Origin of the sequence: Amycolatopsis kentuckyensis (assembly GCF_041679295.1) — a bacterium.
Classification (GTDB): domain Bacteria; phylum Actinomycetota; class Actinomycetes; order Mycobacteriales; family Pseudonocardiaceae; genus Amycolatopsis; species Amycolatopsis kentuckyensis_A.
Genome location: NZ_JBGDMD010000019.1, coordinates 1 through 21,764 on the forward strand (window position 1 = coordinate 1; position 21,764 = coordinate 21,764).

Genomic DNA, 21,764 nt, shown 5'->3' on the forward strand with positions numbered 1-21,764 from the left:
GCGCGTTGCGGCTCAGGTGGCCGCCGTGGGCCACGATGCCGTCAAGAATCTGCTGCTCAGAGAGCCCGCTGAGGCGTATCGCGTAGTTCAGCCGCTCGGGGAGCGTAGTCCCCGGCTCGTGGTCGTTCGGTGTGGTCAACGCGCGCCTCTCTTGAGCCTCCCCCGGCGACCGTCCGTGTCACTCAAAGTGAACACGGCGTCCCAGATGTCACATTTAGTTGACAGTCTAGCCGGGGACGTAACGCAGGACCAGGCGGTCGCCAGACCCGTTGCGCACGCACACAGACGCGGCCGTCGACCAGACTTCATAACAATTAATTTCGAATCCGAAATCGGGTTTCAGAAGAGGCTATAGCCGTATTTAAGCCGCTCCCTTGGAATTGAGTTCGACGGAATCAGGCACGGATTCCACGAACCCCGGAGGGGCGAATGCAAGGGGAAAACAGCACGCCGTGGCCCTCGGTCGAAGAGCTGGCGAAGCTTCAGGCCGGCCCGGTCGAACCGACCACCGAGCAGCGGCAGTACGCGCAGATGCTCGGCGGCTTCTACGTCGCCTACCAGCAAGCCGGGTTCAGCGTGGGACAGGCGTTCGCCCTGGTCGTCGAGCAGAACCGCGCGACGTTCGGCGGTGCCCGATGACCGTGACCACCGTCGAGTCCCGCGTCTGCGACGTCCCCAAGTGCTCCACCGCGCTGCGAGCCGACTCCCCCGCCGTCATCTGCTCCGCGCACCTCGCCCGGCTCCGCGAGGCGCTGCGGTCGCTGTACGAGCACGGGATCGACGTCCGCGGCGCGAAGATGCCGACCCTCGCCGAGGAGGTCCGGATCACCGCCCAGCGCGAGGGCCGCGGCGCGAAGGTCTCCATCGGCATCTCCGTCCGCTCGACCGAGCCGCAGGCGCCGCTGGCCGACCACCGCGCCGACAACGCGCTGCGCGACCTGCAGACGGTCCTCGTCTCCTGGATCCGGTACCTGCACGACACGCTGATGCCGACCGCGGTGTGCGTGGGCGTGTTCGACGGCGAAGGCCTGCGCCGCGTCGCCCACGGCTACCAGCACCAGCCGCGGTGCGCCCGCACCATCGAAGGCATGGCCGAGTACCTGGCGCTCCGCCCGTCGTGGCTCTCCGAGACCGACGAGGCCGGCAACCTCTACTCGATGATCATGAACGAGATCAACCGCTGCTGGCGAGCGATCGACCGGCGCCCGGACCGCCAGTACCGCGGCAAGTGCGTCGCCGGCGACCTGGACGACGGGCTGTGCGGCGGCGACGTGTTCGGCTGGCCGGACCGCAAGCTCGCACGCTGCTCGGCGTGCGGCGAGACCTACGACTCCGACGAGCGGTTGAAGTCGATGCTGTTCCGGGCGATGGGCCAAGAGCTGACCGCAGCCGAGATCTCGAAGGCCGTTCCCCAGCTGCTGCCGTTCCGCGACTCGCTCAGCGTGCAGACGATCCACACCTGGGCCCGCAACGGCCGGCTGGTCGCCCGGCGCCGCAACGGGCGCGGCTGGCCGCTGTACTCGGTGCGCGAGGTCGTCGACCTGGCGCTGGCGACGCCGACGCGGAACCGGCGGCCGCGACACGCCGAGGAAGTCTCGGCCGTGGCGTGATCGACTCCCCGCGTGTCTAAATAGGCGCCTACGCGACGGGAGACGTGTACCCAAACCGCGAAACGGCCGCCCCTCAGCTCCGGGGGCGGCCGTTTCTGTCGGTCCCGGAGCTCACCTTCGAGCGACGATCCGGCCGTCGACGACCTCGATCCAGACACACACGTCCTCGGCCAGCTGGTCGTACTGGGCCGCGGTGAGCCCGCCGGGCGGCAACGCCATCCAGGCCGGCATCACCAATGCCTGCTGCACCCCGGCCGAGGTGACACCGGGGAACGCACCGACGATCTCGTCAGCCGTCATCCCAGCGAGCGCAAGGGCCTGGACCACGGCGACGGGCACGGGCGCCTGACCAGTGCAGGGCAGCCCGTCGAGCACGCTAGCGCTCACGACGATGGCGTCGAGGTTCACGCCCCGAGCCTAAGCGGGACGGTTCTGTCGGTCCCGACCGCTACGGTGCTCCACCGAGGACTTTGTCAGCCTCAACGGACGCGGGGGCGCTGCCTTTGTGGGGACTTGGGCAGCGCCCCGCGCCCGGCCTCACCTCAGAAAAGGCCCAACTCGTGCAGCTTGAGGTAGGCGGCGAAGGCTCCGCCGCCTCCGAGCAGGAGCCAACCGAGGTACTTCAGGACAGCAAAGGCACGTTTCGCGTGATCTTCATCTTCGATGAAGATCGAGACGTACCCAGCGCACGCCAGCAGAACGATGAGCAGGCTGATCAGGGTGTACAGCAGTGCCGAAAGCACGGTCGCTCCACTCGGCCTGACCTGGCAGCCGCTGGGCTCGGCTTTCAGGTCAGGTGTAGGTGGGGTTCCGGTGCTCCTGGCTGACGCACAAAGCGGAGTAATGCAGGCCCAGTACCTCATCGGCGTTAACTCCGTTGCGCTACCTGTAGTTAACGCAAAGTAGGCCAACACCTGAGGTCTTTTTATTTACTCTAGCCCGCTGCCGCTCGCGGCTTGCCCTGGCGGGGGACTCCGGGGGCTGGTGGGCGGCACCCCGCTAGCCCCCGGGCCAACTACTCGAGCAAGGGGGTGGCGGTGAGCAGCGAATACGTCTCGACCAGGGACATCCCGCTCGGCGAGCTGACGAAGTACCCGGGGAACGCCAAGCGCGGCGACGTCGGGAAGATCCGCGAGTCGATCAAGCGCAACGGCCAGTACCGCGCGCTGGTCGTCCGCCAGGCCGACGACGGCCAGCTGGTGATCCTCGCCGGGAACCACACCTTCGAGGCGATCCGACAGGAGCGGCACACGACGGCGCGGTGCGAGGTCATCACCTGCGACGACCAGACCGCGCTCCGGATCAACCTGGTCGACAACCGCACCAGCGAGCTGGGCGGCTACGACGACGACGCCCTGGTCCACCTGCTGTCCTACCTGGACGAGGACTACGAGGGCACCGGATGGACGCAGGAGGCCGTCGACCGGCTGCTCGAACCGCCCGACCTCGGCGACGACGACGAGGACAAGGAGTCGCCGGCCGGGGTCGGCGAGCCGGTCGTGGCGTACCAGTTGGTGTTTGACGACGAAACGCAGCAGGCCCGCTGGTACGCGTTCGTGCGCTGGCTCAAGCGCGAGTTCCCCGGCGCAGAGACGCTGGGCGAGCGGCTGGTGGAGTTCTTCGACGCCCGGGTACCGGGGATCGGCGGTGCCGACCGGTGACCAGGGTGAAGCGGTTCATCGACGCGAACGTGCTGGAGGAGGCCCGCCGGCGAATCCACCACATCTACGACCTGGTCGACAACGTCGTGGTCGCGTTCTCCGGCGGCAAGGACTCCCTCGCGCTCCTGCACCTGACGTGGGAGGTCGCGCAGGAACGCGGCCTCACCTCGGTCAACGTGGCGTTCCGCGACGAGGAGGTCATCCCGGACACCGTGCTGTCCTTCGTGGACACCTACCGGCAGCTGCCGTGGGTGAACATGACGTGGTTCGCGGTGCCGCTGATCTCCTCGAAGTACGTGCTGGGCAAGACGTCCCGGTACATCCAGTGGGACCCGAACCGGGAGCACGTGCGGCCGAAGCCGGCGTGGGCGACGACGCTCGACGACCTCGGCTACCCGCCCGACACCGTGTTCTCCCAGCTGACGATGGACTCGGTGCTCGCGGCGCCGTACAAGGGCAAGGTCGCGATCATGACCGGCGTCCGGGCCGCCGAGTCGCTGATGCGCTGGCAGTCCTCGGTGGTCAAGCTGAACGAGAACTACATCTGCGCGTCGAGCACGCCCAAGGCGTCGCTGTGCAAGCCCCTGTTCGACTGGCAGGAGAACGACATCCTGCGCTACTTCTACGACCAGGGCATCCGGTACTGCCCGATCTATGACGCGCAGGCCTGGGCCGGGAACGCGCTGCGGGTCGCGACGCCGCTGATCCCCGAGTCGGCGAAGGCGCTGCACTACCTGCGCGCCACCGAGCCGGACTTCTACGACGCGGTGATGAAGGTCTTCCCGGAGATGGCGCTGCAGGAGCGGTACCACGCGGAGATCGACCGGGCCGGCATCCTCGCCCGCTACGCCGAGTCGTGGGACGGCATCGAGCAGTGGATCGTCGACCACTTCGACGAGGCCGCGGAACTGGCCAACGCGATGAAGGCCCTGGCGCGGGTGAAGGTCGCCGCCCGGCGCGCGCCGGACAGCTTCCCCCTGCCCTACGTGCTCAAGCAGTTCACCAGCGGCGCGTACAAGCGGCGGATCTTGCCGCAGGCCTTCGCCGACCAGACGAAGTCCGACCAGGCGAAACGGGGGACGCGAGGATGACCACGACGCTCGAACCGACCCCGGCCGGCGCGGACCCGCTCGACCACATCCGGTGGGTGGACGCCGACCAGCTCGACGCGAACACCTGGAACCCGAACCGGGTGCACGGCACCGAGCTCAAGCTGCTCGCCCGCTCGATGCTGACCACCGGGTGGATTCAGCCGCTGCTGGTGAACCCGGACGGGCTGATCATCGACGGCTACCACCGCTGGCGGCTCTCCTCGAGCGGCGGCGCGGACGGGCACGGCAAGTGGAAGCGTCTCGCGGCCCAGGTGCGGGAGCGCTGGGGCGGCCGGGTGCCGGTCGCGGTGCTCGACGTCGACCGGCCCACCGCCATGCTGATGACGATCCGGATCAACCGCGCGAAGGGCACCCACGTCGCGGTGTCGATGAGCGAGATCGTCCGGGAGCTGATCGCGGAGCACGCGATGGACCCGCAGGAGATCGCCACCGAAATGGGCGCGACGCTCGACGAGGTCAACCTGCTCGCGCAGGACGGCGTGTTCGCGGTGAAGGGCATCAAGGACTGGGCGTACAGCCCAGCCTGGTACCCGGCGGAGGACGGCCGGCGGCCGGGACGCTCGTGAGGTTCGACGACCCCTCGTACGTCGACGCTTGGGGGCGCGCCGGCGTCTTCCCGCGGATCCACCAGGGCATCGTCCAGCACGTGCTCACCGAGACCGAGCCCGTCGACGGGCACGTGCTCGACCTCGGCGCGTGCACTGGTCTGCTCGGGCGCCAGCTGGCCGACAACGGCTTCACGGTGTTCGCGGTGCAGGAACCCGGCCCGGCGCACGACCTCGGTCGCGGCCGCGGCGTGTTCGACCCGATCCCCGTGCTGGACCTGAGGGTCACCCCGGACACGATCGGCACGCTCGTCGCGTGGATCGAGCAGGTGGACGTCCGCACCGTGATCGCGCGCCGGGTGTTCCCCGAGCTGTGGGACGCCCTCGGCGGCAAGGCCGGGTTCGACCAGCTCGCCGAAGGCCTCGCCGACGCGGGCGTCGAGCGGATCTTCCTCGAAGGGCGCGCGGTGTCCAGCCGGACGACGCACCCGCTCGGCGACGCAGCCCGCGAGGTCGCCGCGCTCGCGCCGACGTGGCGGGGCCGCGTACGGGGCACACTCGGCACGTTGGAACGCGCGTAGTTGATCTGTCGGTGGGGCCGGATATCGTTGCTACGTCAGCAACGCACTCGATCCGAAAAGGACAGTCCCGTGGGCCTTTCCTCGTACAACGGCCATTCCGGCGAGAAACGCGAACGCGTTCAACGGTGGCTCAACCAGCAGTTCGACGCCGGCGCGCTGCCGCGGCCGTCCGCGTGCGCCGCGTGCGGCCAGACCGAGGGCGTGCTCGACGCCCACCTGGAGAACTACGACGAGCCGGAAACGTTCGTCCCGCTGTGCGTGATCTGCCACCTCGCGCTGCACTGCCGGTTCCGCAACGCCGCCGGGTTCGTCGAGTACCGGGGCCGCGTCGCGGCGGGCTACCAGCACCCCGCCGTGCTCGACCGGCGCACCGCGCTCGGCGAGCTCCAGCGGACGGTGATGAAGGGGGTGTTCCCCGGCATCGTCCGGCCGGACGCGCCCGGCGCGACGTTCCTCGACTCGCTGCGCGTGCCCCAGCCCGCCCAGCTCTGGTAGGTGCTCGACCGCGAGGGGGTGACCTCTCGTGGGTGCGTCGAAGGCGCAACGCGCGGCGACCGCGAAGCGGCGGGCCGACGCGATCAAGCTGCGGATGGCCGGCCTCGACTACGAGACGATCGCCGAACGGCTCGAGTACTCGTCCCGCCAGGCCGCGCAGAAGGACGTCCAACGCGCGATGACGGCCTACGTCCAGGAGGCGTCCGCCGCGGTCGAAGAGCTGCGGCACACCGAGCTGATGCGGATCGACCGGCTGCAGGCCGCCGCGTGGCCCGCGGCGATGAAGGGTGACCTGCTGGCCATCGACGCCTGCCGGCGGCTGATCGTCGAACGGCGGAAGCTGCTCGGCCTGGACCGCCCGCCGCGGATCGAGGTGATCACCCTTGACGCCGTCGACGAGGAGATCCGGAGGCTCGAAGCCGAGCTGGCGGCCGCCGAGCAGCCTGGCGGAGTTGAAGCTGGAGAAGCTTCACCTTTTGCGGACGCTGAAGGCTGAGCAGGAGCGCCGCGAAACCGCCCGGCTCCGCAGCGTCGACGTGTTCGCCGCGCTCGGGTACGTCCCGACACCGCGCCAGCAGGAGTTCCACGCGGCCACCGAGTTCGACGTGTTGTACGGCGGCGCGGCCGGCGGCGGCAAGACCCGCGCGCTGCTGATGGAAGGCCTTCGGGCGTGCGTCCGCTATCCCGGCCTGCGGGTCGGCGCGTTCCGGCGGACGTACCCGGAGCTCGAGGAGAGCCTGCTCGCCGAGCTGGCCGAGGTCGGGTTCGCCCGCGAGCTCGGCGCGGCCTGGAACGGCACCAAGTACAACCTGTCGTTCAGCAACGGGTCCCGGCTGATGTTCCGCTACGCGGAGACCTTGGCGGACGCCACGAGAAGGCAGGGCGGTCAGTACCAGCTGCTGCTGTTCGACGAGCGGACCCTCACCCCACCCAACGTCGTGTCCTTCTTGGAGTCGCGGCTTCGGTCCGGCCGGGAGGACGTCCCCGTGCTCGGCATCCGGTCGGGAACCAACCCGGGCGGCCCAGGGCACGGGTTCGTGAAGGACCGGTTCATCGCGCCAACGCTGTACGGCACGAAGACCTATACCGACGTCCGGCGCCGCGAGGTGCGGTTCATCCCCTCGAAGCTGTCGGACAACCCGCACGTGAACGCCGAGTACGCGCACGACCTGGACGCGCTGCCCGAGCAGCTGCGCGCAGCGTTCCGCGACGGCAACTGGGACACCTTCGCCGGGCAGGCGTTCAGCGAGTGGTCGTTCGACCGGCACGTGGTGAAGCCGGTGACGCTGCCTGCGAGCTGGCGCCGCTACAACGGCATCGACTGGGGTTTCTCGAACCCGTGGTGCGTGCTGTGGGCCGCGGTCGACGAGGACGACCGGGTCTGGGTGTACCGCGAGGTCTACGCCAAGCGCGTCGGCGAGCGCGACCAGGCGCGGCGAATCCTCGCCGCGGAGGCGGCCGGTGAGCACGTTGGGGTGCGCTTCGGCGACGACGCGATGTGGGCGACCCGCGGCGACGCGAAGCCCATCTCCGACGTCTACGCCGACAACGGGGTGTACCTCACCCCGGCCGGTAAGGGCGGCCGCGTCCCGGGCTGGCAGCGCGTGCACTCCTACCTCGGCGAGGGCCCGGCGTGCGTGCTGCACCGCGCGATGGGCTGGGAGACCTGCCCACGGCTGCACGTGTTCGAGACCGTCGAGAACCTGATCCGGACGTTGCCGACGCTGCCGCACGCGACGACCGGCGACCCCGAGGACATCGACACCGCGGCCGAGGACCACGCCGCGGACGCCCTGCGGTACCTGCTGATCAACCTCGGCGGCGGCCCCGAGTTCGTCCCGGCCCCACCGGGTGAGAACGAGCCGGGCCCCGTGCTGCCGATCGGCAACTACGCCTACCGCGCCGACAACCGACCCGGCTGGTCCGGGGACACCGACACCCCGCGCGGAGCGGTGGTCACCGCCGACGACATCTGAACAAGGAGGTGCGCGATGGCCTTCTGGTCCAGCTGGTTCCGCCGCGGCGAGCAGGTCGAAGAGGCGAAGGCGCCGGCCGCGCTGGCGCGGCCCGCCGCGCCGCGCCGCGGCTACGAGTACGGCGTCGGCCCCGGCGGCATGACCGAGGCCAACCAAGGCATCGGCACCGCAACACAGACCGACCGGCGCAGCCTGATGCAGCAGCTGTACGAGGCGTTCCTGGCGTGCCCGTGGTCGTGGGCGTGCACCAACGCGATCGCCCGCACGATCACCGCCGGAGGGCTGGTCACCGACTGGGTGAACGACGAAGGCGAAGGCGACCAGGAGAAGCCGGAGAAGCCGGCGAACGTGCTGGCACTGGAGCGGCTGCTCGACTTCTGCAACCCGCGCGAGGACATCCGCCAGCTGCTCCGCTCGACGATCGCGGACCTGCTGGTGTTCGGCGACGCGTTCATCGAGGTCGTCTGGCTCGGCCGGGTACCGGTGGCGCTGTACACGCTGGACGCGCCGAGCGTGTTGCCGATCGCCGACCAGCACGGCGAGATCACCGCGTACGTCCAGGTGACCGACCAGGGGCAGCGCGCCGAGTTCGCGCCGCACGAGGTGATCCACATCAGCCTCGACGCTCCCCGCTCGGGGATGTTCGGGGTGTCCCCGACCGAAGCGGCGCTGCTGCCGATCACGACCTGGCTTTTCACGGCGGCAACGTTGAAGGAGACCTACCGCAAGGGGAACCCGCCGAACATCCACGCAGACCTTCCCCGGGACATGGCCCCGGCCGAGGTGACGAAGTGGACCGCGCAGCACATGACCCGCGTGGTCGGGCCGCGGAACATCGGCACGCCGATCACCACCAAGGGCGGCGGCACGATCCACGAACTCCAGCAGGCGAAGATCTCCGAAGCGCTGGACACGCTGTCGCAGAAGCGCGACGAGATCCTGGCTTGCTACGGGGTCCCGCCGGCCGAGGTTGGCGTGATCGAGTCCGGCAACCTCGGTGGCGGCACTGGCGAGTCTCAGCGCAAGAGCTACGAGGTCAACACCTGCGACCCGATCGCGGCGATCGTGCTGGAGAAGCTGGTGTCGGCGCTGGTGATCGGCGGGTTCAACATCACCGGCTGGACGCTGAAGTTCCAGCAGGTTGACATGCGCGACTCCAAGGTGATCGAGGAGATCCGGGAGAAGCGGGTCACGACCGGTCTGTGGACCCTCAACCGGGCCCGCGCCGAGGTCGGCGAACCGCCGGTCCCCGGTGGCGACGAACCGGTGTTCGTCGTCGGAACGAGGATGTTCCTGTGGCGCGACGTCATCGCCCACGGGCAGGCGCAGATCGCCGCGATGCTGCGCGGGACGTCGCTGGAGGCCGGCGAACCGGCCGACGAGAAGACGCCCGTGCAGCTGGTGCATCCGGAGCCCGAGCCGGTCCCGGACGAGCTGAAGCCGTTCGCCGGGGAGCCCGGCGAGGAGCAGCCCGACGACGTCGGCGCCGGGGGCGAAGAGGACCAGGCCGGCCCCGGCGAGCCAGGTAAGGCCGGCGGCAAGAAGGACGACGCGAAGAAGGACGACGAGCCGACTGAGCTGTTCGGCGGCGACCGGGCCCGCCTCGCGGAGTTCCACAGCCGCTACCTCGCCCGCCGCGACGCCGCCCTGGCGGAGTTTGCGGCCGCCTGATGGACGACGTCGACACGGTGGCCGAGCCGGAGCCAGCTCCGGAGCGGCCGCACCCGCTGCGCGCCCAGGACGTGGCCGCGCTGATCTCGAAGGTCATCGCCTAGACCCCGCGGACGCGAGCCGCGCCGGACCTCACCCCCGTAAATGGCGGATCCGAGCGCGCCGCGTCCGCGGCCCCATGCCGCCCTGGCGAGCACCCCGTGAAGGACGAGTGCTTCCGCCAGGCCGGCCGTTCCCGGCCCCCCGATCGCGCGCACGTGCCGTGTGCGGCGGGGCGGCCGGGCTCAGCTCCCAACCCCGCTGGAGGTGCCCGTGACCGTCGGAGTCGCGCAGAAGGTCCACTACGTCGCCCAGGAGGGGGACGGCCCGCAGCAGTGCCTCGCGGCCATCGTCACCCTCGTTCCGATCGCGCCGGTGACGGACGACGACGCCAGTGCGGTGACCCTCACGGTGTTCACTCCGCGTGGTCACTTCTTCGTCGACGACATCCGGATGGATGAGGGCGAAGAGACCGACAGCCCGTACCCGCGGGTGTGCTCTGGACGGGACCACGAGGCGGGTACCTGGCACGTGCCCGTGGAGGACTGACGTGCCGCGCCGCAAGCCGTCGATCGGGAAGCGCGACGGGCAGTGGACCGTGACGATCCCGGGCTACGGCTTCGCCGCCGACGAGACCCACCGGGTCGACAGCCAGCCCGCCGGGGTCGCGCTGCTGCGCGACCGCAGCTACCCCCGGAGCATCCTCGGGGGCAGCTCACCGCGCGACATGTACGGCCCGAACTGGATGGACGGGATCGCCCCGATTCCCCGCTGGGACCCCTGCTTCAACCGGCCGGCGCGCAGGCGTTAGTCCCCGGTTACTCCCCACGCCGCGCCTTCCCGGCCGGGGACCAGCCGGTCCTCCTCATGCCAGGCGGGGACAGGGGAACCGCAGGTCAGCGACTTCCCTCCTGGGATTCCCCGGCGCGGGGACAGCGGGGAAAGCCGGGATTCACCGGTCCCCGCGACGCCTCCGCGACGCCGCGCCGACCGTTCAGTCCCCGATCACTCCCCTCCCCGCTGATCGTCCCCGCCACCACCGGACGGCAGGGCGCGAACGGCCGTGGTCCCCGCAGCGGGGACCCGCACGTCCCCGACCGCCGGTGTCCCCGGGGAGGTGTCCGTGTCCGACTTCGCCGACGCCGCCCGGCTCGCTTTCGTGTCCGGCTGGGCCGCCACCGGAGGCCCGCTCACCGACCAAGTCCGGGCCGGGTGCGCGACCGCGGTCGCGCTCGCGTGCGAGCACCACACCGAGCCCGGGGTGCTAGAGGCGACCGTCCGGCTCGGCGAGCTGGAAGGCACCTGGGCCGAGGTGTACGCCCGCCGCGAAGCCCTCGCGGCCGAACGCACCGCCCTGATCACCACTGCCTGGAAGTCACTCGCGGTGACGGTCGACGTAGCCGGGTCGGTGGCGTCGTTCCGGCGGCGGCTGTCGCTGGCGTCCGAGTCGACCGACCAGGAGGTCCGCGACCGGCACCGCGCCGAGGCGGCCGCGGCGGCGCTGCTGTTGCTGTCGGGGATCGCCGCCGAACGGCACGACCCGAGGTTCCAAGACCTCGCGCTGCTCGTCACGGACGCTCTGCGCGCGGGGTGGGCCGAGGGCCATGCGGGGGCGCTCGCGCTCGCCGCACACCAAGCCGGCTACGGGCCGCTCGACTTCGCCGCGGCTTTTGCCGACGCCTATCGCGACCATCCCGGCGACCCGGCCGCGGCCGCCGCGGTGATCGCCGGCCTTATCCGCGCGTCCGCCGCCGACGTTGCCGCCGTGCTGGCGCGGCTCGCCGACGACGGCGCCGACTACGACGCGATGGTCTCCGCGGTCTGGAACCTGCTCGGCTCCGGCGACCAGCGGGCCATCACGGTCGGCGTGGACGTGGCGATGGGCGTCGAGTTCACCCGCGCCGGCCTCGCCCTCTACCGCACCTACGGCGCCACTCTCGTCGACTTCGTGACCGTGGGCGGCGCGCAGGTGTGCCCGGCCTGCCTGGACGCCGAGGCCGCGAACCCGCACCCGATCGGGGGCGCCCCCGCGCCGCCGCTGCACCCGTACTGCCGGTGCGCCCTGATCCCCACCTCGCCGCTGACGTCCCTCGACGTCACCCGCTACCTGCTCGGAGGTCCCTGATGTCGAACTACCTGCCCTTCGGGCGGCTGGTGTGGAAGCGGGAAACCTCGGGCATCAGCTCGACGCTGACCGCGACGGTCACCTCGATGGAGTTCAGCCTGCGCGAGTTCACCGACCTGTGGCTGTCGGTCGCCGTCGCCGCCGTCGCCGGGGACACCCCGACCCTGGACGTGTCCCTGGAGATCAAGGGCGCCGGGGACAAGTGGTTCCCCAGCGGCCTCTCCGCTCCCCAGCTGACCGCCCCGGGGACGGCGCAGGCAGCTAGCGGACTGCACCACGCGACGAAGCCGCTGGTGCTCCCCGAGCGGGGACGGATCGTGCTCACGGTCGGCGGAACGACCCCGAGCCTTCAGGGCGTTGACGTGGCCTTGTATGGCCGGTGACCTGCGTGTCCCCGGCTGATTCCCCGATTCCCCGCTCGTCCCCGCGTGGTTCCCCGTCCCCCGCCGGGTCCCCGCCGTCCCCGCGCCGGCCGGGTCGGCTGCGTCCCCGTCCCCACGTCCCCGGCGGCGGGGACGACCCGCTCGCCGACGCGGACGCCGAGGAGTTCATGGATCTGCTTCTCCTCGCGCTCGACACCCCGGAGGTCCGGGCGAAGCTGCGCGAGATCTTCCCCGCCGCGGCCGCGCCGATCCGCGCGGCGACGGCCCCAGCTCGAGGAGGAGGTGCCCGCCGTGGCCGCTAGCCCGATCGCCACTGCCACCGGCATCGCGATCAAGCCGGGCATGAGCCGCAACCGGCGGCTCTACACCCGGGAGCTGATCGCCCGGATGGTCGCGCGGGCGCAGGAGCGCCTGGCCGACCCGGACGGGCTGCCGCTGACGATGCTCACCCACCACGACGCCGAGGACGACTCCACGGAGATCGTCGGGCGGCTGGTCGAGCTGTCGATGGACAAGACCGGCGCCGTGCACTTCGTGGCGGAGATGGCTCCCACGGGCACGGCCCGGGACATCCTCGACCTGATCGAGCCCGACGCAGACGGCCGCCAGTTCCTGCGCGGGGTGTCGATCCGCGGGTACTGGCTCGGCCCGGTCCGCACCGAGCCCGGCCCGGACGGCGGGCCCGTCGAGACCGGCGACGACCTGGAGCTGGACGGGCTCGATTTCACCAAGAACCCCGGTGTGGACGGCGCGCGCGTCGACGCCGTGCAGCGCACCGAACCGGCCCAGGCCGGCACCACCGAATCCGCTGGCCGCACCGTCATCCACGAGTCCGTGCAGGAAGCGCTGGTGGCCACCCCGATCCTCGAGGAGGACAGCCCCGTGACGACCCCAGCGCCCGCACCCGCGACCGACGAGCAGCCGCGCGTCACCTACGCCGACAACGGCTACACCGGCCGCGGCCAGCGGTACCCGCTCACCACGGCCACCGAGACGGTGAACGCCTGGTACGCGTTCACGCAGGAGTCGGTGACCGCCGAGTACACCCCGCCGCAGCTCAAGCGCGCCCGGCAGCGCATCGCCCGCGCTCTGGAGGGTCACGGACTCACCGCGTCGGCCGGCGTGCTCTCCGGCCCGGTTCACCAGGTCGGCGAGTCCAGCGTGCTGGAGATGTTCGGCGACGACAGCGGCGCGTTCAGCGTCGAGCTGACCAACGGCCCGATCTGCGTGCGTGTGTCGTCCTGGTACCTCGAAGCCAGCCAACTGCCCGAAATCGGCAAGGCCGCGATGGACGGCGCGATCTCCGCGCTCCTGGCGATCGACCCGGACCTGGACGGCGACGCCGACGCGGGCGGCGGCGACGAGCCCGCCGAGTCCGCGGCCGCTGACGAAGCTCCGGTGGCCGAGACCGCCGAGACCCCCGAAGCCGCGCCCGCGGCCGACACCCCCGACGAGACGGTGACCGCCCCGGTGGCCGTCGCCGACACACCAGGAGAGGAGCCCGCGATGGCGGAGCCCACCACCCCGGCGGCCGAGACCCCGGCGGCCCCCAGCGTCACCCTGACCGGCGACCAGTTCGCCCAGCTGCTCGACCGGCTCGGCGCGCCGAAGTCCGCGGCCGCGGCGGAAGAGGCTCCGGCCGCCGAGTCGGCGCCGGCGGCCGCGGCCGCCACGACCGAAACCGCTACCCCGGCCGCAGCAGCACCCGCGGCCGCCGCACCGGCGGCTCCGGCGGTGCAGGAGACCGAAGAGCAGCGCATCGCCCGTCTCGTGCAGGCCGGCATCACCTCGGCGCTCCAGGACATCGCCACGACCGGCGGCCTCCCCGCCCGGAAGGGCCTCGTCCCGGGCGCCACCGAGACCGCCGCGGCCGCGGGCGTCGCCAGCTACGAGGGGACCGACTTCGGCCTGCCGGCGGACTGGCCGCAGAAGCCGCTGCACCAGTACACCGAGGCGGAACGCGGTCTCCTGCGCCGCAACACGGAGGCGGCGATCATGGGCGCCCGCTCGGTCACCCGCCAGCAGTAGAACCCGACTCCGGCGCGGGCTTGCCCCGGGGGGAGCAGGCCCGCGCCGGTCCCCCACCTCCAGCTTCATTCCCCCGTCTTGACCGCCAGCCCCTGGCTGGTGCCGTCCGGCAGCGATGGTCGCCCACCCCAACCCGCCACGCCCCGTGGCGGGTTTTTTCGTGCCCGCTCGAACGAAGGACCATCGCCGTGAACGGCAACGAACTCAAGGAAGCCCTGGGCGCCGCCGGTGTCGGCGCGCTCATCCCGAAGATCATCGACCCGCAGCTGCTGGAGTACCAGCGCCGTTACTCCCCGCTGGTCCGGGCGATCCCGTCCGGCCGGTGGGAGTCGGACGTCTACTACTTCAACCGCCGGAGCCGGAACCCGCGCGGCGGCCACGTGCAGGACGGCGGCGCGCGACCGCTGACCGCCAGCACGTACGAGCAGTACGCGTTCCAGATGACGCACCTGCAGACCATCGGCGGCGTCACCGGCTACGCCCAGGCGGTCACCCGGCAGGTGATCGGCGACCTCCGCGGCAAGGAGATCGAAGGCAGCATCCAGGGCCTGTACTGGGACATGGAGACGTCGGTGCTGTGGGGCAACGCGGCGGCCACCGCGAACGGCGCCTACCCGCAGTTCGACGGCCTGGACTCCCTGGTCGGCAACTTCTCCGGCGCCGAGCAGAACGCCCAGGACAAGGCCGGCGCGTCGATGTCGCTCGCGCACCTCGACGAGCTCGCGGACATGGTCGAGACGAACAGCGCGATGAGCGTGTTCGACTCGAACTGGATGTTCGTCATGAGCAACACGGCGCAGAGCCGCCTGGCGCAGCTGCTCCAGGCTCAGCAGCGGTTCGAGGGCCCGATCGAGGTCGCGGCCGGCCTGATCGTCCCGAGCTACCGCGGCATCCCGATCGTGAAGTCGAGCTTCCTGTCGACCCGCACCTACACGATGGGCACGGTCACGCAGGCCAGCGCGGCGTCCGGCGGCAGCCTCGCCGCGGGCACCTACTCCTACCGCGTCTCGGCGGTCATGGAGCGTCAGGGCGAGATCGCCGCGTCGGCGGAGGTGACCACCGCGGCGCTGTCCGGCTCGGCCAACACCGTGACGCTGTCGTTCGCGGTGCCGGGCGGCCTGGAAGGCGCGCAGCCGCTGCTCTACAAGGTCTACCGGTCCACCAGCCCGGGGAACGAGACCCTGCTGGGCGTCGTCGACGCCGTCGTCGGGTTCGCCTCGGACGGCAAGACGCCGATCCAGACCACGTCCATCGTGGACAACGGCGTCACGCTGATCCCGAAGAACGGCGCGACCGCCCCGGCGCAGCCGCAGCCGCTGTACGTCGGCACGAACGCGAACAAGTTCCCGTCCGCCACCGGCAACGAGAGCATCTTCCTGGTGAGCCGGGACCGGGACAACCTGTTCCGCCCGTACGTGCGTGAGCTGGAGCCGCTGGACGTCTACCCGACGACCGACAGCCCGGACACCATGCCGTACGCGATCATCGCCGACACGACGCTGGCGCTGCGCGCGCCGAAGTTCATCGGCGTGATCAACCGGGTCAACACCCAGCTCTGACACGACTCCCGGGCGCGGCCGCCACCGCGGCGGCCGCGCCCGCCCCGCTCCCCCATCAGCCTCTTCTGTCGCGATTGGACAGCCATGGTTTTGATCCGCAAGGACCGCGCGGGCTCCGCCTCGCACGGCTACTCCTGGGCCGAGGACGGCGACGTCGTCGACGTCGCCCCCGAGCACGCCGCCGGCCTGCTGGAGATCCCGGACGGCGGGTTCCACGAGCATGAGCCCGTCGACGAGCCCGCGCCGGAGCCCGCCGGCCTGGTCGACCTGAACGCGCTCGCCGCGCACCTCGCCGCCGCGAAGGCCGCGGCGGCGGCCGCGCAGGGTGCCGTCGTGACGGAGCCGGACGCCCAGATCGGCACCGCCGCCGCACCCGAGGCCGAGACGGCAGCCGCGCCCGAGGCCGAGGCGGACCTCGCCGGCCTGGCCGCCCGTGAAGACGCCGCCACCGGCGCCCCGGTCCCGACCGCCGTTGCGCCCGACTCCTCGGCCGAGACCGCGAAGCCCCGCGCCCGCGGCGGGCGGAAGACCGCGCAGGGCTGACGTCGGCTCACCGCTGGAACAGTTCGGCAAGGGCCGACAGCGCGTCCGTCTTGCCGGCGGCGATGCACATCGACGCGAGCAGAAAGAAGCCGGCGATCCACAGCAGACGGAGTGGCTTTTCCTTCCGCGCGATGGCGGTCACGCCAGCGGCCAGCGTCAGCGCGATGAAGGCGGCAACGGCAAGCAGTTCGGTCAGTTCGAGGGGCGTCACGAGTAAGTCCGTTCAGGTCCGTAAGCGGGGCTCTCCCGCCCTTCGGTTCTTCATGGGTGACACCGGATCCCGGACAGGATCTTGGCTGTTTCCGCTGGTGAACGGCGTCCTTAGTAAGAGGTATCCCAGATCCTCGTGTGACCTCCTCGATTTCCAGGTCACCCGAATGGCCTAGTGCCCGGGAGGTGGTTGAAGTGCCTGATGACGCCCCGACGCCGCTGTGTTCGGCGGAGCAGCTGCGGGATGGCGCGTTCGCCGACCTGGTGCAGGGCTTCTCGGACTCGGCGGTGGCGGACATGCTCGCCGAGGCGACGCGGGCGTGCGAAACCGAGGTCGGCCGGCGCCTGGCGCCGTTCACTGGCCTGGTCGAGTCGCACCGGATGTCCGGTGTGGACCCGGACGAGTACTCGGACTCGGCGAGCCTGCCGCTCGACCTCGCCGGGCAGCTCGGCCGTTCGTGGGCGTCGTCGCTCAACAGCGGATCCGACCTGGTGCGGCACATCTGGCTGCACCAGTGCGCCCCGCACTACCCCGAGTTCTGGTCCTATTCGGACCTCAGCATCTCGGTGACCCGCTCCTACGGCGGCGGGCAGACGTTCGTGGCGGGTGGGTTCGACGGCCCGGATGTCGACACCGGTCACCTGTGGTTCAGGTTGGGAACTTGGTTGCCGATCGGGACGTACGCGACGGTGAAGTACTCCGGGGGCTACCACACGGTGCCCTCGGACCTGCGGCGCGCGTGCAAGTACATGGCCGCGGCGATCGCGTGCCGCGAGCTGGCGCCGTTGCAGCCGAACCACGGCCACGACCCCGACGCGCTGGAGGCGCTGGCGGTGTCGTGGCTGGCGCCGTACTCGCGCAGCGACTGATCCGGTGGCCACGCACCACCTGACCCCGGAAGGCCGAGCGAAGCTCGCCCAGCTGGCGCGGGAACGCAACAAGGCCCGGAAAGGCAAGTCGCACAAGGGCCACCCGATGTCGGCGGAGACGAAGGCGAAGATCTCCGCCGCGCTCAAGGCGTACTGGGCGAAGCGGCGCGCGGCCGCCGGGTCGAAGCCGAAGAAGGCGCTCGACGCGAACGCGCGCCGGCGGCTGGCCAACGCGCGCGGGCACACCGGCGCCACCAGGCGGCTGCGACACCCGGCCCGGCCGGGCACGAAGTCGCACGCCGGGAAGCGCCGCGGCACCCGGCACGTCACCCGCGGCCGCCACCACGGCCAGAAGTACCGGCTGATCAGCGCACGTGCGTACCGGAAGCGGACGCGCGTGGTGACCGAGCACCGGATGCGGCGCACCCGCATCGTCGTCCACCGCCGGGTCCGGCACCACCGCGTGTGGAAGCCGCCGAAGAAGACCCGGCACCGGAAGCGGCGGGCGCGCAGAACCTAACGCCCCAGCTCGGGGCGTCACTCCCCCGACCTTCGAGGTGATCATGCAAAACCTGAAGGGCCGCCACGCGGCCGTCGTCGACGTCGCTCGCTACTTCGAGTACGAGCACCTGCCGAACCGGCTCCGCGAGGTGAGCAAGGCGGTGCACGACCTCGCGCAGGAGATGATCGACACCCTGCCGGACTGCCCGATGCTGACCCGCGGCCTCAACACCCTCCTCGGCGCGAAGGACGAGTTCGTCCGGGCCGCGCTCCCGGCGGCGCGCCAGCTCGCCGAGGACGAGAAGCCGGCGGTGGACGCATGAACCGCCGCGCCGCCGCGCTGCTCCTGGTGCCCGTGCTGCTGTTCGGCTCGGCAGCCTGCGACGACAACAAGTACACCGAGCCGTTCCACGACGCGCCCCGCTCGAAAGCCGTCAACGACGCCCCCGCGCGGATCGTCACGATGCCGGACGGCTTCACCAACTGGGCGGTGAAGTGCGACGACGGATTCCGCCTGTACTCCGGCTACCACGGCGACGAGGCGTACTCGAGCGGATTCGCCGTCCCCGACCCCGCCTGCGCATCGCAGCGCTGACCGGAGGCCGACGTGCCCGGGATCGGCGACGCCATCAAGCGCGAAGCGGAGTGGCTGACCAGCTCCGGTGACGGGCTCCCTGCCCTGCTCCAGGCGGACGGCGGCCCGTTCAGGATTGTTCAGGGCCGGATGCCGCGGACCCCGAGTACCCGCGTCGCCGGCCTGTACCTGGTGCCCGGCAACTACACCGATGCGCGGTGGGCGAACCAGCGGAAGCTCGGCACGTACTCGTTCCGGGCGGCGATCTACTGGCCGCTCGGCACCACCACGGTCGGGGCGAACATCGCCGAGGTCGAGCAGGACGCGCTCGACGAGGCGATCGAGCTGCTGATCGACCGGGTCCGCGACGAGCTCGGCGACCACACCCACGGCGGCCGGTTCCTGGCCGTCGCCGAAGCGCCCGCGCACGCCGAGATCGGCGTGCACTACATGCCGGTCGAGAACACCGCCGTCGACGGGCTGCTCCGCGCCGACGTGCTCTGGCAGGCGCAGGACCAAGCGTTCATCTGACCCGATTTCCCTTGCCCTGCTTGGAGTTTCGTCATGCGACAGAGAAATGACACCCCGTGGCCGGTCACGGTCCCGCAGATCCCGGCGGAGGTGCAGCCAGGCGAGACCATCGACTGGCCGGACCCGATCACCGGGCTGACGCCGGTCGACCCGCCGCAGGAGACCGCGCCGCCGGAGGAGTCCGAGCCGGCGGACCCGGCCACGCTCCCCCAGCCGTCCACCCCGCCGCCCGGCACGTCGAGCCCGACCCGGGCGACCGCGGCCGCGCGGAAGAAGGGCGCCGTCGCCGAGGCCCCGACCTCCGGCGCGGCGGCCGACGCGAACGTGAAGGAGTGAGCCGCCGATGACTCAGCTGTCCCGGCTCTCGAAACTGGGTATCGCTCCCGAGGTGACGCCCGGAACCTACGTCGTCCCGCTGTACTCGATCCCCTTCACCAAGGCGGATTTCGACGACGTGATCGCGTCCATCAAGGACGAGTCCTACCGCTACAACGACTCCGTGCTTCAGGGCATGTACCAGGGCCCGGTGAACGCGACGTGGTCGATCGACGTCATGGCCTACCCCGACCTGGTGGGGCTGTTCCTCGCCGGGTCGATCGGCCCGGACGTCGTCACCCCCGGGGTCTCGACGACGCTGGCGACGGCGGCCGCGGCCGGAGCGGCGACGATCCAGACGGCGGTGTCGATCCCGGCCGGGTCGACCATCATGCTCGACACCGGCCAGGGCATCGAGTACGCCGTCACCGGCACCGCGACCGGCACCGGCCCGTACGACATCCCGATCGTGACGCCCGTCGGCGGGCTGACGAAGGCCCACGACGCCGGCGTGGCGGTGGTGTCGCAGACCACGCACACGTTCAAGCAGAACCCGTTCGTGCCGCGCCGGTCCTACGCGATCACCCTCGACGACACGACCAGCAACCCGCAGGGCTACACCTACGCGACGGTCAGCGACTTCGGGCTGAAGATCGACCCGAAGAACGCGGTGTCGATGTCGGTGAAGATGACCTCGATGCCCGCGACGTCGCAGGCGACGTTCGCGCCGGCCTTCAACGGGCAGCCGCCGTTGCTGGGCTGGCAGTGGACGATGAAGAACGCCGGCGCGACCTCTAACCGCGGCCTGTCGCTCGACTACACGATCAAGCGGTCGGTCGACCCGATCCAGTCCTCGGACGGCACGCAGGGCCCGCGCGAGATCTTCCAGGGCCCGCTCGAGGTCGACGCCTCGTACAAGGCGATCTTCGAGAACCAGCTCGACTACGACCTGTACCTCAAGAACGTGCAGACGCCGTCGACGGCGACGCTCACGCAGCCGATCACCGCGGGCGGGACGTCGCTGGCGATCACGATGTCGAAGACCGGCGTCGAGAAGGGTTCCCGCGACATCGGCGGCAACTACGTGCAGGCGTCCTACAGCCTGTCCGGCATCTACAACGGCACGGACGGCGGCAGCGTCTCGGCCGTGCTCAAGAACTTCAACCCCGCCGTCTACTGACGACGGTCCCTGATCCGCGGCCGGGCCCGGCCTCCAGCACCCGGCCCCGGCCGCGGCTTTTCCTGTCCCCGCAGCACCTTCCGTGAGGAGTCCCCCGATGGCCGGATACGCCAACCGCGTGATCACCGCGCACTTCCCCGACCTCGCCGACGAAGGCGAAGACCTGTTCGTCGTCTTCCGCAACCCGAAGACGCAGACGATGTCCAAGCTGGAGGCCGACGCGGTCGCGCTCGGCCCGGACGGCACCCCGGACCCGGCGGCCGCGACCGCCGCCGTGCACGGGCTCATGGCCCGGCTGATCATCGGTGGCCGCCTCTACGACGCCCGTGTGGACGGCATCGACGAGACCACCCTCGAACCGCTCGACCAGCCGCTGCTGGAGTTCCCGCTGACCGCCGAGACCGCGGCGGGCCTGCCGCTGGAGGTCATCTCCACGATCACCGACCACATCAAGAGCGCCCAAAACCCTCGCTAGAGCCCGGAAGCCCATACCTCGAAGACCTGCTCTGGCCCGCAGAGTCGATCTACGAGGGCACATGGTCTTCCGGGCCTCCCCCGCCGGAGCTCGTCGACTTCGAGCTGATGCGGTACATGGGCTGGTCCTGGTCCGATTTGGACGCGACGCCGGAGTACGTGCGCCGGTACTGCTGGGACCTGATGCAAGCCCGGCTCGCCGCCGAGGAGGCCGCGCACGACCGCGCGATGGCCGAGCACAGGCGGGAGGTCGGCAGTGGACCGTGAGCTTGCGCCCGGCGTGCTCGCCGCGGTGTTCAACCGCATCGCGACGGAGTCGAACCTGCGGACCCGCGCGACGATCGTGCCCATCGCGGACCTGATCGTGAAGCAGGCGAAGATCAACGCCAGCGTCGGGAAGCACCCGTACGGCACCAAGACGCCGGCGTGGCCGGGCACCGGCCCAGCAGAGATCTCGGGGACGCTGTACCGCTCGATCACCCGCACCGCCGTCGCGTGGACGGCGCTTGGCTGGGAGATCAAGGTCGGCATCGCCGCCAATCAGTACCCGTCCTACCGCGGCCGGAAGTCGAAGACGTCGTCGTCGAAGTACGGGCTCTACCTCGAAACCGGGATCCGGAACGGCGCGAAGTACCCGTTCCTGGAGCCCGCGTTCCTCTTCGTCGTCAACGGTCCCGCGCGGTGGATCTACGACGAGATGTACGGCGTCGGCGGCTGGATGCGCCTGGGCTGAACCCGCACCGCCACTCCCCTGCTCGCTCACGACCTGGAGGGGGTGGTT

31 protein-coding genes are annotated in these 21,764 nt (G+C 70.9%); 28 read left to right on the forward strand and 3 right to left on the reverse strand.

The window, feature by feature from the left end:
- The first annotated feature begins 429 nt into the window (after window positions 1–429).
- A complete protein-coding gene (locus ACERZO_RS47290) occupies window positions 430–639 on the forward strand; it encodes a hypothetical protein (RefSeq protein WP_372672552.1) in 210 nt (69 codons plus the stop codon).
- Window positions 636–1,610, forward strand: a complete 975-nt coding sequence (locus ACERZO_RS47295) for a hypothetical protein (protein WP_372672553.1) — start codon at window positions 636–638, stop codon at window positions 1,608–1,610. Before ACERZO_RS47290 ends, ACERZO_RS47295 begins: the two co-directional genes overlap by 4 nt.
- Before the next feature lie 111 nt (window positions 1,611–1,721).
- On the opposite strand, the gene ACERZO_RS47300 is transcribed toward ACERZO_RS47295, so the two are convergent.
- Both ACERZO_RS47300 and ACERZO_RS47305 read right to left on the reverse strand, forming a co-directional pair.
- Entirely contained in the window at window positions 1,722–2,018 is a 297-nt protein-coding gene (locus ACERZO_RS47300) for a DUF433 domain-containing protein (protein WP_372672554.1), read from the reverse strand.
- Window positions 2,019–2,152: 134 nt separating this feature from the next.
- Window positions 2,153–2,353 (reverse strand): hypothetical protein, encoded by a 201-nt coding sequence (locus ACERZO_RS47305; RefSeq protein ID WP_372672555.1) that lies wholly within the window; start codon window positions 2,351–2,353, stop codon window positions 2,153–2,155.
- 294 nt (window positions 2,354–2,647) lie between these two features.
- Between ACERZO_RS47305 and ACERZO_RS47310 the strand changes: the two genes are divergently transcribed.
- The 16 genes from ACERZO_RS47310 (at window position 2,648) to ACERZO_RS47385 (ending at window position 16,328) form a co-directional block, all read left to right on the forward strand.
- Window positions 2,648–3,271, forward strand: coding sequence for a ParB N-terminal domain-containing protein (locus ACERZO_RS47310; RefSeq protein ID WP_372672556.1), 624 nt, complete (start codon window positions 2,648–2,650; stop codon window positions 3,269–3,271).
- Complete coding sequence (locus ACERZO_RS47315; protein WP_372672557.1) at window positions 3,268–4,362, forward strand: phosphoadenosine phosphosulfate reductase domain-containing protein; 1,095 nt, start codon at window positions 3,268–3,270, stop codon at window positions 4,360–4,362. Before ACERZO_RS47310 ends, ACERZO_RS47315 begins: the two co-directional genes overlap by 4 nt.
- Window positions 4,359–4,949, forward strand: a complete 591-nt coding sequence (locus ACERZO_RS47320; RefSeq protein ID WP_372672558.1) for a ParB N-terminal domain-containing protein — start codon at window positions 4,359–4,361, stop codon at window positions 4,947–4,949. Before ACERZO_RS47315 ends, ACERZO_RS47320 begins: the two co-directional genes overlap by 4 nt.
- A complete protein-coding gene (locus ACERZO_RS47325) occupies window positions 4,946–5,509 on the forward strand; it encodes a hypothetical protein (protein WP_372672559.1) in 564 nt (187 codons plus the stop codon). Before ACERZO_RS47320 ends, ACERZO_RS47325 begins: the two co-directional genes overlap by 4 nt.
- Window positions 5,510–5,578: 69 nt before the next feature.
- Entirely contained in the window at window positions 5,579–6,004 is a 426-nt protein-coding gene (locus ACERZO_RS47330; protein ID WP_372672560.1) for a hypothetical protein, read from the forward strand.
- 28 nt (window positions 6,005–6,032) lie between these two features.
- Window positions 6,033–6,500, forward strand: coding sequence for a hypothetical protein (locus tag ACERZO_RS47335; RefSeq protein ID WP_372672561.1), 468 nt, complete (start codon window positions 6,033–6,035; stop codon window positions 6,498–6,500).
- On the forward strand, window positions 6,481–7,980 hold the full coding sequence (locus ACERZO_RS47340; protein WP_372672562.1) for a terminase large subunit domain-containing protein: 1,500 nt from the start codon (window positions 6,481–6,483) through the stop codon (window positions 7,978–7,980). Before ACERZO_RS47335 ends, ACERZO_RS47340 begins: the two co-directional genes overlap by 20 nt.
- Before the next feature lie 15 nt (window positions 7,981–7,995).
- Window positions 7,996–9,651: a phage portal protein gene (locus tag ACERZO_RS47345; RefSeq protein WP_372672563.1), complete on the forward strand. Its 1,656-nt coding sequence runs from the start codon at window positions 7,996–7,998 to the stop codon at window positions 9,649–9,651.
- A 312-nt stretch (window positions 9,652–9,963) separates the two neighbouring features.
- Complete coding sequence (locus ACERZO_RS47350) at window positions 9,964–10,239, forward strand: hypothetical protein (RefSeq protein WP_372672564.1); 276 nt, start codon at window positions 9,964–9,966, stop codon at window positions 10,237–10,239.
- A gap of 1 nt (window position 10,240) precedes the next feature.
- Window positions 10,241–10,501 carry a hypothetical protein gene (locus ACERZO_RS47355; protein ID WP_372672565.1) on the forward strand — a complete coding sequence of 87 codons (261 nt, stop codon included), beginning with the start codon at window positions 10,241–10,243 and terminating at the stop codon, window positions 10,499–10,501.
- 312 nt (window positions 10,502–10,813) lie between these two features.
- Window positions 10,814–11,815 (forward strand): hypothetical protein, encoded by a 1,002-nt coding sequence (locus ACERZO_RS47360; protein WP_372672566.1) that lies wholly within the window; start codon window positions 10,814–10,816, stop codon window positions 11,813–11,815.
- Window positions 11,815–12,198, forward strand: coding sequence for a hypothetical protein (locus ACERZO_RS47365; RefSeq protein ID WP_372672567.1), 384 nt, complete (start codon window positions 11,815–11,817; stop codon window positions 12,196–12,198). Before ACERZO_RS47360 ends, ACERZO_RS47365 begins: the two co-directional genes overlap by 1 nt.
- Window positions 12,199–12,365: 167 nt before the next feature.
- Window positions 12,366–12,500, forward strand: a complete 135-nt coding sequence (locus ACERZO_RS47370; protein WP_372672568.1) for a hypothetical protein — start codon at window positions 12,366–12,368, stop codon at window positions 12,498–12,500.
- A complete protein-coding gene (locus tag ACERZO_RS47375) occupies window positions 12,490–14,226 on the forward strand; it encodes a hypothetical protein (RefSeq protein WP_372672569.1) in 1,737 nt (578 codons plus the stop codon). The genes ACERZO_RS47370 and ACERZO_RS47375 overlap by 11 nt, the downstream gene beginning before the upstream one ends.
- Window positions 14,227–14,414: 188 nt before the next feature.
- Window positions 14,415–15,785, forward strand: coding sequence for an SU10 major capsid protein (locus ACERZO_RS47380; protein WP_372672570.1), 1,371 nt, complete (start codon window positions 14,415–14,417; stop codon window positions 15,783–15,785).
- A gap of 84 nt (window positions 15,786–15,869) precedes the next feature.
- Window positions 15,870–16,328: a hypothetical protein gene (locus tag ACERZO_RS47385; protein WP_372672571.1), complete on the forward strand. Its 459-nt coding sequence runs from the start codon at window positions 15,870–15,872 to the stop codon at window positions 16,326–16,328.
- Between the two features lie 7 nt (window positions 16,329–16,335).
- On the opposite strand, the gene ACERZO_RS47390 is transcribed toward ACERZO_RS47385, so the two are convergent.
- Window positions 16,336–16,539 carry a hypothetical protein gene (locus ACERZO_RS47390; protein WP_372672572.1) on the reverse strand — a complete coding sequence of 68 codons (204 nt, stop codon included), beginning with the start codon at window positions 16,537–16,539 and terminating at the stop codon, window positions 16,336–16,338.
- 194 nt (window positions 16,540–16,733) lie between these two features.
- On the opposite strand from ACERZO_RS47390, the gene ACERZO_RS47395 reads away from it, so the two are divergent.
- The 10 genes from ACERZO_RS47395 to ACERZO_RS47440 all read left to right on the forward strand — a co-directional run bounded on the left by ACERZO_RS47395 (window position 16,734) and on the right by ACERZO_RS47440 (window position 21,716).
- The gene (locus tag ACERZO_RS47395; RefSeq protein ID WP_372672573.1) at window positions 16,734–17,408 is read left to right on the forward strand and encodes a hypothetical protein; all 675 of its coding nucleotides are present in this window, start codon (window positions 16,734–16,736) and stop codon (window positions 17,406–17,408) included.
- A gap of 4 nt (window positions 17,409–17,412) precedes the next feature.
- The gene (locus ACERZO_RS47400; protein WP_372672574.1) at window positions 17,413–17,928 is read left to right on the forward strand and encodes a hypothetical protein; all 516 of its coding nucleotides are present in this window, start codon (window positions 17,413–17,415) and stop codon (window positions 17,926–17,928) included.
- Between the two features lie 43 nt (window positions 17,929–17,971).
- Window positions 17,972–18,232 carry a hypothetical protein gene (locus ACERZO_RS47405; RefSeq protein WP_372672576.1) on the forward strand — a complete coding sequence of 87 codons (261 nt, stop codon included), beginning with the start codon at window positions 17,972–17,974 and terminating at the stop codon, window positions 18,230–18,232.
- Window positions 18,229–18,504: a hypothetical protein gene (locus tag ACERZO_RS47410; RefSeq protein ID WP_372672577.1), complete on the forward strand. Its 276-nt coding sequence runs from the start codon at window positions 18,229–18,231 to the stop codon at window positions 18,502–18,504. Before ACERZO_RS47405 ends, ACERZO_RS47410 begins: the two co-directional genes overlap by 4 nt.
- A gap of 12 nt (window positions 18,505–18,516) precedes the next feature.
- On the forward strand, window positions 18,517–19,014 hold the full coding sequence (locus ACERZO_RS47415) for a hypothetical protein (RefSeq protein WP_372672578.1): 498 nt from the start codon (window positions 18,517–18,519) through the stop codon (window positions 19,012–19,014).
- A 33-nt stretch (window positions 19,015–19,047) separates the two neighbouring features.
- Window positions 19,048–19,350: a hypothetical protein gene (locus tag ACERZO_RS47420; RefSeq protein WP_372672579.1), complete on the forward strand. Its 303-nt coding sequence runs from the start codon at window positions 19,048–19,050 to the stop codon at window positions 19,348–19,350.
- 7 nt (window positions 19,351–19,357) lie between these two features.
- A complete protein-coding gene (locus tag ACERZO_RS47425; RefSeq protein ID WP_372672580.1) occupies window positions 19,358–20,509 on the forward strand; it encodes a hypothetical protein in 1,152 nt (383 codons plus the stop codon).
- 97 nt (window positions 20,510–20,606) lie between these two features.
- Entirely contained in the window at window positions 20,607–20,984 is a 378-nt protein-coding gene (locus ACERZO_RS47430) for a hypothetical protein (RefSeq protein WP_372672581.1), read from the forward strand.
- Between the two features lie 107 nt (window positions 20,985–21,091).
- Window positions 21,092–21,250 (forward strand): hypothetical protein, encoded by a 159-nt coding sequence (locus ACERZO_RS47435; RefSeq protein ID WP_372672582.1) that lies wholly within the window; start codon window positions 21,092–21,094, stop codon window positions 21,248–21,250.
- Complete coding sequence (locus ACERZO_RS47440; protein ID WP_372672583.1) at window positions 21,240–21,716, forward strand: hypothetical protein; 477 nt, start codon at window positions 21,240–21,242, stop codon at window positions 21,714–21,716. The genes ACERZO_RS47435 and ACERZO_RS47440 overlap by 11 nt, the downstream gene beginning before the upstream one ends.
- Window positions 21,717–21,764 lie beyond the last annotated feature (48 nt).